Annotated in this window: 11 protein-coding genes; 2 read left to right on the plus strand and 9 right to left on the minus strand. The window is 72.7% G+C overall.

The features are described 5' to 3' along the window. Positions 1-480 precede the first annotated feature (480 nt). Positions 481-1,278 (plus strand): HAD family hydrolase, encoded by a 798-nt coding sequence (locus ON36_RS06980; protein WP_043649197.1) that lies wholly within the window; start codon positions 481-483, stop codon positions 1,276-1,278. Between the two features lie 4 nt (positions 1,279-1,282). Here the strand turns inward: ON36_RS06980 and ON36_RS06985 are convergent, their stop codons facing one another. Beyond that, positions 1,283-1,693: a VOC family protein gene (locus ON36_RS06985; RefSeq protein ID WP_043649200.1), complete on the minus strand. Its 411-nt coding sequence runs from the start codon at positions 1,691-1,693 to the stop codon at positions 1,283-1,285. 61 nt (positions 1,694-1,754) lie between these two features. Here ON36_RS06985 and ON36_RS06990 point away from each other — a divergent pair, with 61 nt between their 5' ends. After that, on the plus strand, positions 1,755-2,693 hold the full coding sequence (locus ON36_RS06990) for a helix-turn-helix transcriptional regulator (RefSeq protein ID WP_043649202.1): 939 nt from the start codon (positions 1,755-1,757) through the stop codon (positions 2,691-2,693). Positions 2,694-2,732: 39 nt separating this feature from the next. On the opposite strand, the gene ON36_RS06995 is transcribed toward ON36_RS06990, so the two are convergent. The 8 genes from ON36_RS06995 to ON36_RS36865 all read right to left on the minus strand — a co-directional run bounded on the left by ON36_RS06995 (position 2,733) and on the right by ON36_RS36865 (position 10,850). Further along, positions 2,733-3,581: a DUF8832 domain-containing protein gene (locus tag ON36_RS06995; RefSeq protein WP_043649204.1), complete on the minus strand. Its 849-nt coding sequence runs from the start codon at positions 3,579-3,581 to the stop codon at positions 2,733-2,735. Positions 3,582-3,699: 118 nt separating this feature from the next. Continuing rightward, complete coding sequence (locus ON36_RS07000; protein ID WP_043649208.1) at positions 3,700-4,929, minus strand: hypothetical protein; 1,230 nt, start codon at positions 4,927-4,929, stop codon at positions 3,700-3,702. A 115-nt stretch (positions 4,930-5,044) separates the two neighbouring features. Further along, positions 5,045-5,839, minus strand: coding sequence for a sirohydrochlorin chelatase (locus ON36_RS07005; protein WP_083884958.1), 795 nt, complete (start codon positions 5,837-5,839; stop codon positions 5,045-5,047). Further along, positions 5,839-7,134 carry a sulfate adenylyltransferase subunit 1 gene (locus ON36_RS07010; protein ID WP_043649211.1) on the minus strand — a complete coding sequence of 432 codons (1,296 nt, stop codon included), beginning with the start codon at positions 7,132-7,134 and terminating at the stop codon, positions 5,839-5,841. Before ON36_RS07010 ends, ON36_RS07005 begins: the two co-directional genes overlap by 1 nt. A gap of 1 nt (position 7,135) precedes the next feature. Then, a complete protein-coding gene (cysD, locus tag ON36_RS07015) occupies positions 7,136-8,098 on the minus strand; it encodes a sulfate adenylyltransferase subunit CysD (RefSeq protein ID WP_043649214.1) in 963 nt (320 codons plus the stop codon). Next, positions 8,095-8,814 (minus strand): phosphoadenylyl-sulfate reductase, encoded by a 720-nt coding sequence (locus tag ON36_RS07020; RefSeq protein ID WP_043649217.1) that lies wholly within the window; start codon positions 8,812-8,814, stop codon positions 8,095-8,097. Before ON36_RS07020 ends, cysD begins: the two co-directional genes overlap by 4 nt. Before the next feature lie 19 nt (positions 8,815-8,833). After that, positions 8,834-10,627, minus strand: coding sequence for a nitrite/sulfite reductase (locus tag ON36_RS07025; protein ID WP_043649220.1), 1,794 nt, complete (start codon positions 10,625-10,627; stop codon positions 8,834-8,836). Positions 10,628-10,757: 130 nt separating this feature from the next. Beyond that, positions 10,758-10,850, minus strand: coding sequence for an Ms4527A family Cys-rich leader peptide (locus tag ON36_RS36865; RefSeq protein WP_373281778.1), 93 nt, complete (start codon positions 10,848-10,850; stop codon positions 10,758-10,760). Positions 10,851-11,764 lie beyond the last annotated feature (914 nt).

The raw sequence follows: 11,764 nt of genomic DNA on the forward strand, positions 1-11,764 counted from the left end.
GTGCCGGTGGTGCCGGTGGTGGTGGCGGCGGTGGCGGAGGCGGTCGCCGCTGACCGAGATCGGCGGCCGCATCGTCTGGAAGGCGGCCGCCGCGGCGCCGAGTTCGCGGTGGCCGCGGCGGTGGTCGACTCCGGCGTGCCGCCCGCGGGCACCCGCCACAGCGGATAGGCGCGGTCGGCGGGCACGGTGGGCACGGCCGGACGTCCGGCTGCCGCTGTCCTTCGTCCACCCGTCCACCCCTCCATCCGACCACCCGTCCACCCGTCCACCCGTCCATCGCCGAGGTCATCGGTCGCTGTCCCGGATCGGTTCTGCCGCGGGCGAAGTCTGCCGCCACCCGGCGAGGGAGCGGTGTGGGCGAGTGGGTGCTCCCGCTACTCCGGGCGGGCATGGGCCCGTACACGGGGCGACCAGGGCGAAATACCCTCCCAGTAGCGAGATTCGGTCGCGTGGCGGGCCCGGCGTCGGCACAATGACGGGGTGGGACTCGGGGGAACGCCGGAGCTGATCGCGCTGGACGTGGACGGGACGCTGCTGCTGACGGGGGAGCCGGTCAGCGCGCGGGTCCGGGCTGCCGTCGGTGCGGCGGTGCGGGCAGGCGCGCACGTGGTGATCACCACGGGGCGGACGGTGCTGACGACGCGACCGGTGCTGCGGGAGCTCGGTCTCGTGCACGGCCACGCGCTCTGCTCGAACGGCGCCGTGCACATCGACGTCGCGCGCGGCGAGCCGCTGGCGATCGAGTCGTTCGATCCCGGGCCCGCCGTAGCCGCCTTGCGAAACCTGTTCCCGGAGATGATCTTCGCGGTGGAACGGGTCGGCATCGGCACGTGGGCGACCGGCATCAGCCCCGGCGAGTTCTCCATCGGGGAATACCTGCTGGTGGACGACGGTGCGCTGAGCAGCGAGCCGACGCCGCGGCTGAACGGGTGGTGGCCGGGCGGCACCGTCGAGGAGATGCTGCCGCTGCTGGGCGGCCTGTCGGTGCCCGGCGCGTCCTGGGTGCACGGCGAGTTCGGTCCGTGGCTCACGGTGTCCCGGCACGGCGTGTCGAAAGGGTCCGCGCTGGAGCGCATCCGGCGGATGCTCGGTGTCGCCCGCGAAGCGACCCTGGCCATCGGCGACGGCTTCAACGACCGCGACATGCTGACCTGGGCGGGCCACAGCGTCGCCATGGCCAACGCCCCCGCCGAGATCCGGGCGCTGGCCGACGAGGTGACGGCCGGCGTGGACGACGACGGGGCGGCCCTGGTCCTGGAGCGCTGGTTCGCGGCGTGAGCGGTCAGTCCGCCCGGCCGGCCGCGACGGCCGCGAAGTGCGGATTGGCCATGATCCCGAGGATGTTGCCGAAGGGGTCGCGGACGGCCGCCGTGACGAATCCGGCGCCCTCGCCGCGCGGCGTGATCGGCTCGTAGACCGTGGCGCCGAGGTCGAGCAGCCGGGCGAAGGTGGCCTCGAGGTCGTCGACGTGCCAGAACACGACGCCTCCGCCACCGGGCGGCTGGTGAGCGCCGGCCGGCGCGTAGGCCCGGTTGATCACCCCCAGCTCGTGCTGGAAGGGGCCGACGCGGAACTCGAAGTATCCGCCCGGCACGGTGTAATACGGCTCGGCGCCGAGGAACTCGGTGTACCAGGCGCGGGCCGCGTCGAGGTCGTCGGCGTAGTACGTGGTGGTGGCCATTCCTTGCAACATGACTCCATCCTCCCGGGATAAGTGCGCACCGAGTGAGCACTTTTACGGGCAGAATCGGGACATGCGCGCAGACCGTCTCGTGGCCACCCTGCTGCTCATGCAGGCCCGTGGCCGGGTGACCGCGGCCGAGATCGCCGCGGAGCTCGAGGTGTCGGTGGCCACGGCCCGCCGCGACCTGGAGGCCCTCTCGACCGCGGGGATCCCCGTCTATCCGCAACCCGGGCGGGGCGGCGGCTGGTCGCTGGTCGGCGGCGCCCGCACGGATCTGTCCGGGCTCACCGCGGGGGAGGCCCGGGCGCTGTTCCTGCTGGCAGGCCCCGCCGCCCAGGCCGCGCCGGAGCTGAAGTCGGCGCTGCGCAAACTGGTCAGGGCCCTGCCGCAGACCTTCCGGGCGGACGCGGCGGCCGCCGCCGACGCCGTGGTGGTCGATGCCGCGCGCTGGGGCCGGACCGACCCCGTGCCCCCGCCCACGCTCGAACTGCTGCAACGCGCGGTGGTCGACCGGCGCCGGGTCCGGCTGGACTACGAGCGGGCGGGCCGGCGCACCACCCGCGAGGTCGAGCCGTGGGGGCTGGCCGAGAAGGACACCGTCTGGTACCTCATCGCGGGCACCGAGCGGGGCAGGCGCACCTTCCGGCTCGACCGGATCACGGGCGCGGTCACCCTCGACGCCACCGCGCGCCGGCCGGAGGACTTCGACCTGGCGGCCGTCTGGTCGGAGATCGTCGCGGAGATGGAGTCGCGCCGGGCCGCCGTCGCCGCGACGGTGCTGGTCTCGGCCGCGCTCGCGCCGATCCTGGCCGACCAGCAGGGCAGACACTGCGTCGTGGAGGGTCCGCACGACGACGGCCGGGTCCGTGCCACGGTCACCGCCGACACGCCGCGCATGCTGGCGCGGCAGCTCGCCGGCTGGGGCGCCGACATCGACGTGATCGAGCCGCCCGAGGTGCGGGCCGAATTGGCCGCGCTCGGAGAGGAACTCGTCGGCCGGTACGGCTGAGCCGGCGGGACCCGCTCGGGTCCGCCGGCTCGGCGACCGTCAGTGATGGGCGGCCGGACCCGCCGTGAGGGTGAAGGCGGCCGTGCGGACGACGTCGCCGTGCCGGAAGTCCAGGAACAGCCGGTAGGTGCCGGGGCCGGGGACCGCGGTGTGGAAGGCGATCTCGGGGCCGGCGGGGGTCACGCCGTCGCCGGGCTCGCCGTTCGGGTGGACGTGCACGTAGGCGAGGTCGCCCGCGCGCAGGATCACCAGGTGCCCGTAGGCGGCCAGGTAGGGCTGCAGATCGGTCACCGGTTCGCCGTCCTTGGACACCGTGAGCGTGATCGGCCCGCCCGCCTCGGTGAGGTCCCCGTCGACGCGCACCTCGTAGCCGTCCACCGCGATCGCGCGCGGCGTGGTCGGCACGGGCAGCGGGGTGAACCGACCGGCGAGGGCGAGGTCCGCGCCGAGGGTGATGGTCTTGCCGAGCGCGGCCGGCGCGATGTCGGTGAACACGCGATACAGCCCCGCCTCCGGGAGGTCCAGCCGGATCGCCCAGGTGCCGTCGGCCTCGCGCACCGGATGCACGTGCCAGAAGCCGGTCAGGTCCCGGCGGGCGACGATCAGGTGCAGCTCCCGGTCGTGGATCGGATCGAACGCGGTCACCGCCGCGCCGTCGGGACCCAGGATCCGGAAGCGGAAGTCCACGGCGCCCGGCTCGGCGATGCTCGAGTCCAGCGCGAGGGTGTACCCGTCCTGCGTGATCAACAGCCCGCCCGGCCCGGCGTCGGCGTGGCCCGCGTGCTCGGCGTGGCCCGCGTGCTCGGCGTGGCCCGCGTGCTCGGCGTGGCCCGCGTGGGCGGAATGGGTGGTGTGGTCGACGGGGTTGGTGTGCTGCGTGGTGGTCATCGTCTGTGCCTTTCCGCTCCGTATGCGATGACTCGAATGTATACCCCCCGGGGGTATAGCGACCAGAGGGATCGGCGTGAGATGGGTCACGTCGATCGGCGGGCCGGGCGGGGGCGAACTACCAGTCCCCGTCCTCGACCGGCTTCGGGTCGCCGAGGGGCACCACCGGGAGGGTGGGGGTGAGAGGCTGGTCGGGCTGGTCGTCGGCGAACCACGGCCCCGTCGGCTTCACCCGGGACAGTGCGGGCGAGGCGGGCAGGTCTTCGCCGTCGGCGGCGTACCAGTCGAACCACGGCAGGTGGTATTCGGCGTAGGTCTGCGCGGAAATCGGTGTCGGCGGAGGGATTTCGCCGGTGATCGCCTCCCAGTCGGCCGCCGGCACGAGGTGCACGAAGACCCGGCCGTCGGGGTCTTGCGAGTAGTCGGTGACCGGCCGGGCGTCGGCGTACACGTCCTGTTTCATCTGCCCGCCCGCCCCGACGCCCATGGCGCGGGCGGACTTCCGCGCGGCACGGGTGGGCGCCCCGCCGGGTTCGGGGAACCCGCCCGCCGGCGCTCCGCCGGGGTCCGGGGGGCCGCCGGCGGGCCCGGCGCCGAGCGCGGGCGCCGGTGCGGGGGCCGACACGGGCGCGGGGGGTACGGGAACGCCGGCGAGCGGAGCGCCCGCCACCGGCACGGGCCCGCCCATGAACGCCGGCGGGGCGCCCGGACCGTGGTCCGCATCGGCGTGGCCGCCGCCCTGGGCTGCGCCGTACGGCCCGTAGGGCGGGCTCGCCTGCTGACGCCCGCGCGCCTCGGCCGCCGCGCGCTCGCGTTCCCGCTCGGCGACCCACTCCTCGCGCGCCGCGCCGGTCAGCGCGTGTGCCGCGAGTTGCATTCCGCCCCAGACCTCTTCGCCGGTGACCTGTCCCTCGACCGTCGCGCCGAGGCCCATGGGGATCGCGACGAACTGGCGGACCGTGCCCGTCCCGGAGTTGATCCCGTCCAGCCACGGCTGGTCGGGCAGCGGCACGTAGTTCTGCGGGTCGCGGGTGAGCGTGTCCCGCCACGGCTGCCCCGACACCGCGCACACCTTGCCCACCGCGACCTGCAACGCGACCGGCGCCGAGGACGAGAAGTGCAGCCACAGCGCCTCCCGCCGGTACACCGGCAGCATCACCCCGCCCCGGTCGAGCCAGTCCCGGGGGACGGTGTCGGCGTAGTCGGCCACCCGGCGCAGCGGGAAGTGCCCGAGGCCGGGTGGCAGGGGATAGGTGCCCGTCTCGGGCAGCCGCAGCGTGCGCACGAACCGCACCTGCGCGCCGCCCGCCAGTTCCAGCGCGTCCCCGGAAATCGTCACCTCGGTCATCAGGCCTCCCACCCGTCGCGGCGGCCGGTCCACCCGGCTGTCCGCCCGCCAACGTACGCCCGATCCCCGACAGAGGGCGCCGGACAGCGGTGGAGGGACCCGGCCGGCGAAAACCTCAGGCGGACAGGGTCAGTGGCTGTGCGGCGGCCCGCCGGAATCGCTCACCGATCACCTCCGCCACCGCCGGGTGCGCGCCGAGCGGCAGGGCGTGGGCGAGATCCGGCGTGCGCGAGCGCAGGCAGTCGGTGAGCAGACCGGGCGCGAGGAACCACGGGGCGACCACCACCCGGCGCGCGCCCCGCGCGCGCAGGCGCCCGACCGCCGCGTCCACGGTGGGCGCGGTGGTGGCGAAGCAGATCTCGGTGCGGCAACCCGTCAGGTCGGCGACGGCGGCGGCCACGGCGGCGGTCCGCCGGTCGGCGCCCGGCCGCGTCGACCCCACCGCCGCGACGGCGATCCCGCGATCGGGGTCCGGCCCGCCCGCGACCTCCGCCACCCGCTCGCAGAGGGCGGCGACCAGCCGCGGATCGGGACCGAGCACTCCGGCCTGGGTGATCGCGAGCGCGGGATGACGATGCCTCGCCCCGGCCAGCAGGCCGGGCAGGTCGACCCGCGCGTGGAAGGCGCGGCCGAGCAGCAGCGGCACCGCGACCGCGTGCGCGTGCCCGTCGGCCGCCACGGCGTCGGCGACCTGTTCGACCGAAGGCGTGTTCAGATCGAGGAACGCGGTGCGCACATCGACCGCCGGGAACTGCCGGGTGACCAGTTCGCCGACCTCGGCGACGGTGGCCGCCGAGCGGGGATCCCGGCTGCCGTGCGCCACGAGGATCAGCGCCGGTCCGGAAACGCCCTCGCCCCGGCCGCCCGGCACCGAGGTGGTGCCGCGCGCCGGGGCGAGCGGGGAACGCATCAGGCTCCGGTGCCGACCTCGACCGAGGTCAGCACGTCGCCGACCAGGCCGGCGGCCAGGGTGTTGCCCCCGGCCGGGTCGATCAGCAGGAAACTGCCGGTGTGCCGGTTGGCCTTGTAGTCGTCGGCCGGGACGGGCTCGGCGACGCGCACCGAGATGCGGCCGATGTCGTTGAGTTCCAGGGACTCCGGGCTCGGGTCGGCCGAGAGCCGCTGCTCGTCGAAGCGCTCCAGCAGCGTGCCGACGATCGCCTGGGTGGTCTTGGTGCCGTGCTTGAGCAGCAGCCGCGCGCCGGGGCGCAGCGGCTTGTCGCCGAGCCAGCAGACCGTGGCGTCGAACTCGGAGATCGGCTCGGGCGCGTCGGCGGGCGAGGCGATGATGTCGCCGCGCGAGATGTCGACGTCGTCGGCCAGGATCAGCGTCACGCTGCGGCCCGGCTGGGCGACGGCGAGTTCCCCGTCGGGGGTGTCGATGCGCTCGACGGTGGTGCGGATCCCCGAGGGCAGCACGACGACCTCGTCACCGGGGGAGACCGAACCCGCCGCGATCTGGCCGGCGTAACCCCGGTAGTCGGGGTGTTCGGCGGTGCGCGGGCGGATCACGTACTGCACCGGGAAGCGCAGGCCGATGGCGTGCGAGCCCAGGTTGTCCGCGTCGACCGGCACCGATTCGAGGTGCTCGATCAGCGAGGGGCCGTCGTAGTACGGGGTGTTGTCCGAGCGGGAGGCGATGTTGTCGCCGTGCAGGGCCGAGACCGGGATCTCCAGGACGTCCTCGGCCGACCAGCCCAGGCGGGTGGTGAGCTCGGTGAACTCCGCGGAGATCGCGGCGAAGACTTCGGCCGGATTGTCGACCAGGTCGATCTTGTTGACCGCCAGCACGAGCTTCGGCACGCCGAGCAGCGCCAGGACGGCGGCGTGCCGGCGGGTCTGCTCGATGACGCCCTTGCGCGCGTCGACCAGCAGGATCACCAGCTGCGCGGTGGAGGCGCCGGAGACGGTGTTGCGGGTGTACTGCACGTGGCCGGGGGTGTCGGCCAGCACGAACGAACGCTTCGGCGTGGCGAAGTAGCGGTAGGCCACGTCGATGGTGATGCCCTGCTCGCGCTCTGCGCGCAGGCCGTCGACCAGCAGCGACAGGTCCGGCGTCGACAGGCCCTTGTCGACCGATGCACGGGTCACGGCGTCGATCTGGTCGGCCAGCACGGACTTGGTGTCATACAGCAGGCGCCCGACCAGCGTGGACTTGCCATCGTCGACGGAACCGGCAGTGGCCAGCCTCAATAGGTCGGACATATCAGAAGTAACCCTCTCGCTTGCGGTCTTCCATCGCGGCCTCGGACACCCGGTCGTCACCACGGGTCGCACCGCGTTCGGTCAGTCGGGACGCGGCGACCTCGGCGAGGATGGCCTCGTTGTCGGCGGCGTCGGAGATGATGGCGCCGGTGGTCGAGCCGTCGCCGACGGTGCGGTAGCGCACCGAACGGGTCTCGAGGACCTCGCCCTCGGCCGGGCCGCCCCACACGCCCGGGGTCATCCACATGCCGTCGCGCTGGTAGACCGGCCGCTCGTGGGCGTAGTAGATGCTGGCCAGGTCGATGTCCTCGCGGGCGATATAGCGCCAGATGTCGAGCTCGGTCCAGTTGCTCAGCGGGAACACGCGCACGTGCTCACCCGGGGCGTGCTTGCCGTTGTAGAGGTTCCACAGCTCGGGGCGCTGACGCTTGGGGTCCCACTGGCCGAAAGCGTTGCGCAGGGAGAAGATCCGCTCCTTGGCGCGCGAGCGCTCCTCGTCGCGGCGGCCGCCGCCGAAGACCGCGTCGAAACGGTGCTCGGTGATGGCGTCCAGCAGCGGCACGGTCTGCAGGGGGTTGCGGATGCCGTCGGGGCGCTCGGTCAGGCGGCCGTCGGCCAGGTACTCCTCGACCGAGGCGACGTGCAGGCGCAGGCCGTACTTCTCGACCACCTTGTCGCGGAACTCCAGGACCTCGGGCAGGTTGTGCCCGGTGTCGACGTGCAGCAGCGCGAACGGCAGCGGCGCGGGCCAGAAGGCCTTGAGCGCCAGGTGCAGCAGCACCGTGGAGTCCTTGCCGCCGGAGAACAGGATCACCGGCCGCTCGAACTCACCCGCCACCTCGCGGAAGATGTGGATGGCCTCGGATTCCAGGGCGGCCAGGGTGTCGAAGTCGGTGAGTCCCAGTTCGCGCTCGGTGGTTTCGGTGTTCACAAGCTCACTCCGGTTCGTGGTGGACAGGGTCATGCGGTGTGCAGCCCGCACTCGGTCTTGGCCAGACCGGCCCAGCGGCCGCTGCGCGGATCGGAACCCGGCTCCGGCTTGCGCGTGCAGGGCGCGCAGCCGATGGACGGGTAACCCTCTTCCACCAGGGGATTGACGAGGATGCCGTTGGCCTCGATGTAGGCCTGCATCTCGTCGTCGGACCACGGCGCGATCGGGTTGATCTTCACCAGGCCGAAGCCTTCGTCGTAGGAGATCAGCGGGGCGTTGGCGCGGGTGGGCGCCTCCACCCGGCGGATCCCGGTGACCCAGGCGTTGTAGCCCGCCAGCGACTTCTTCAGCGGCACCACCTTGCGCAGGCGGCAGCACTCGCCGGCGTCACGGGCGAACAGGTCCTTGCCCAGCAGCGCGTCCTGTTCGGCGACGGTGTGCTCGGGCCGCACGTCGATCACGTTCACCCCGTACACGGCCTCGACCGCGTCGCGGGTGCCCATGGTCTCGGCGAAGTGGTAGCCGGTGTCGAGGAACAGCACGTCGACGCCGGGCCGGGTCTGCGCGGCCAGGTGGACGAGCACGCCGTCCTGCATGTTGGAGGCGACGATGTAGCCGGAGCCGAAGGTCCGGTCGGTCCAGGCCAGCAGCTCCTGCGGGGAGGCGTCGGGGCCGAGTTCGGCCGCGCCCGCCTCGGCCAGCGCACGCAGCTCGTCTTCGGACAGCTTGGTCGCGAGTGGGGTTGTCACAGGGAGTTCTCCTCGTCGCCTATCGGAGTTCGGCTTCGTCGGCGCGGACGGCCCACACCGCGAAACGCTCGCCGGTTTCCCGGTTCTTCGCGAAGTTGCGCACCACGCGCTCGATGTAGTCGCCGAGTTCGTCGCTGGTCACCTTGTGCTGGCGCAGCTTGCGGCCGAACCCGCTGTCCAGGCCGAGGCTGCCACCCAGGTGAACCTGGAAGCCCTCGACCTGATTCCCCTCGCCGTCGTCGACGAGCTGGCCCTTGAAGCCGATGTCGGCGATCTGCGAACGGCCGCAGGAGTTGGGGCAGCCGTTGATGTTGATCGTGATCGGCACGTCGAGCTCGGCGTTGATGTCGGCCAGGCGCTGCTCGAGTTCGGGGGCGAGCACCTGCGAGCGCTTGCGGGTCTCGACGAACGACAGCTTGCAGAACTCGATACCCGAGCAGGCGAGCAGGTTGCGCCGCCACGCCGACGGGCGGGCCTGCAGGCCGAGCGGCTCGAGCTCGGCGATCAGCTCCTCGACCTTGTCGTCGGCGACGTCGAGCACGACCAGCTTCTGGTACGGGGTGAACCGGATCCGGTCGGAACCGATCCGCTCGGCGGCGTCGGCGACCTTGCTCAGGATCGACCCGGACACCCGGCCGGCGATGGGGGAGAAACCGACGGCGTTGAGGCCGTTGCGCAGCTTCTGCACGCCCACGTGGTCGATCGGCTTGGCCGGCTGCTCCGGCGCGGGACCGTCGATCAGCTTGCGCTTCAGGTACTCGTCCTCGAGCACCTGACGGAACTTCTCGATGCCCCAGTCCTTGACCAGGAACTTCAGGCGGGCCTTGGTGCGCAGGCGCCGGTAGCCGTAGTCGCGGAACAGCGACACGACCGCCTCCCACACGTCCGGGACCTCCTCGAGCGGGACCCAGGCGCCGACCCGCTGCGCGAGCATCGGGTTGGTGGACAGGCCGCCGCCGACCCACAGGTCGAGGCCGGGACCGTGCTCCGGGTGGTTCACGCCGACGAAGGCGACGTCGTTGATCTCGTGCACCACGTCCTGCTGGCCCGAGATCGCGGTCTTGAACTTGCGCGGCAGGTTGGAGTACTCCTTCTTGCCGATGTAGCGCTTGACGATCTCGTCGACGGCCCAGGTGGGGTCGATGATCTCGTCGAGCGACTCGCCGGCCAGCGGGGAGCCGAGCACCACGCGCGGGCAGTCGCCGCACGCCTCGGTGGTGTGCAGGCCGACACCTTCGAGCCGCCGCCAGATCTCCGGGACGTTCTCGACCTCGATCCAGTGGTACTGGACGTTCTCGCGGTCGGACAGGTCGGCGGTGTCACGCGCGAACTCGGTGGAGATCTCGCCGATGGTGCGCAGCTGGGCGGCGTTGAGCGCGCCACCGTCGCAGCGCACCCGCATCATGAAGTATTTCGCCTCGAGCAGGTCGATGTTCTCGTCACCGGTGAAGGTGCCGTCGTAGCCCTCTTCGCGCTGCGTGTAGAGGCCCCACCAGCGGAACCGGCCGCGCAGGTCGGCCTTGTCGATGCTGTCGAAGCCGCCCTTGGCGTAGATGTTCTCGATGCGCGCGCGCACGTTGAGCGGGTTGTCGTCCTTCTTGGACTGCTCGTTGGGGTTGAGCGGCTCGCGGTAGCCGAGCGCCCACTGTCCCTCCGAGCGGCGCCGGGCCGGACGCGCGGTGCGTTCGCGCGGGGCGACCGGGGTCTCGGTGCGCGGCCGGTCGGGCCGGACGCGGCGTTCGGCGGCCGGCCGTTCGGGACGGGCCTTCGGCGTCGACTGCTCGGTCGAAGCCGCGTCGGTGCTCGACGTCATGTGTGGTCGCTCCTGCGGGGGTGGGTGGTACATCCGTGCTGAAGGCGCGAGGGGCTGACTCACGCCAGGGGTCAGCGGCCGGGAGAAGTCGAGAATCCGGGTATCGGGACCCGGGACGAACGCCGCTGCGCTACCGGTACGAACCGGGCCGACAACAGGCGCTGCAGACGCGTTTGAAGTCGACGTGGCGGCGTGCCACGAGTCGGACTCCGGTTGCGTGCATGGGCCTATTGTGCCATGTCAGCGAGGTCGTTCAGACCGGAGGGAGATATTTCCCGCAATTCCGGGGGAAATTCCCTGGACGGCCGTGCAGTTCTGTGACGGCCGTCATACACTGTCCGACTCCGGGGGCGTGATACGGTGTGCGGTTTCTCTGTGACGCGCGCCACAAGTCACTGCCTGTGCGGCCCCGCCGCCATTGCCGACACCACGCCCGGCGCCACCCGCGGGCGGTCACGCCACCTACATCAGCCGCCTCCTGTTCGTGCGGCTCGACGTCGGCGTGGCGGAAATCGAGCAGGTCGCTTCACCACCACGGACGGACCCGCGGGCGAGGGCGCCCGATGTCGGTCATGACCGTCGGGACGGGCGGTGGATGCTGACCGGGAATCAGGACACTCCGGCCGATTGAACCCGGCGCGGGGCGGCGCACGGCAATACGCCGTCGGGTGAGGGGCTCGGCCGTCGGTCGACGGGGCTGGTCGAGGCCGCAGTGGGCGGGCGGCTCCTGGTCGGGAGGCCGCGGCGGGCGGCCGGCTTTTGGCGAGAGGCCATGGCGGGTGGGTCCTGGCCGGGAGGCCGCGGCGAGTGGGCGGCACCTGGCAGGGAGGGCGCGGTGTGCGGGTGGCTCTTGGCCGGGAGGGCATGGCGGGCGGCCGGCACCTGGCCGGGAGACTGCGGCGGGCGGCCGGCACCCGGCCATGAGGCCATGGCGGGTGAGTGGCTCCTGGCAGGGAGGGCGCCGTGGGCGGGGCGGTGCCTGGTCGGGAGGGTGCGGCGGGCGGCCGGCTTCTGGCCGGGAGGCACGGCGGGCGGCTGGCACCTGGCCGGGGGTGCGGTGGGCGGCCGGCTTCTGGCCGGGGGCTGCGGCGGGCGGATGGCACCCGGCCATGAGGCCATGGCGGGTGAGTGGCTCCT

It is taken from the genome of Nocardia thailandica NBRC 100428, from assembly GCF_000308795.1.
In the GTDB taxonomy this organism is placed as follows: domain Bacteria; phylum Actinomycetota; class Actinomycetes; order Mycobacteriales; family Mycobacteriaceae; genus Nocardia; species Nocardia thailandica.

What these genes read in the sequence shown, in the direction of transcription:
- ON36_RS06985 (WP_043649200.1), bottom strand. Translation starts at nt 1,693, where the DNA reads ATGTTGCAAGGAATGGCCACCACCACGTACTACGCCGACGACCTCGAC.
- ON36_RS07025 (WP_043649220.1), bottom strand. Translation starts at nt 10,627, where the DNA reads ATGACGTCGAGCACCGACGCGGCTTCGACCGAGCAGTCGACGCCGAAG.
- cysD (WP_043649214.1), bottom strand. Translation starts at nt 8,098, where the DNA reads ATGACCCTGTCCACCACGAACCGGAGTGAGCTTGTGAACACCGAAACC.
- ON36_RS06995 (WP_043649204.1), bottom strand. Translation starts at nt 3,581, where the DNA reads ATGACCACCACGCAGCACACCAACCCCGTCGACCACACCACCCATTCC.
- ON36_RS06990 (WP_043649202.1), top strand. Translation starts at nt 1,755, where the DNA reads ATGCGCGCAGACCGTCTCGTGGCCACCCTGCTGCTCATGCAGGCCCGT.
- ON36_RS07010 (WP_043649211.1), bottom strand. Translation starts at nt 7,134, where the DNA reads ATGTCCGACCTATTGAGGCTGGCCACTGCCGGTTCCGTCGACGATGGC.
- ON36_RS36865 (WP_373281778.1), bottom strand. Translation starts at nt 10,850, where the DNA reads ATGCACGCAACCGGAGTCCGACTCGTGGCACGCCGCCACGTCGACTTC.
- ON36_RS07000 (WP_043649208.1), bottom strand. Translation starts at nt 4,929, where the DNA reads ATGACCGAGGTGACGATTTCCGGGGACGCGCTGGAACTGGCGGGCGGC.
- ON36_RS07005 (WP_083884958.1), bottom strand. Translation starts at nt 5,839, where the DNA reads ATGCGTTCCCCGCTCGCCCCGGCGCGCGGCACCACCTCGGTGCCGGGC.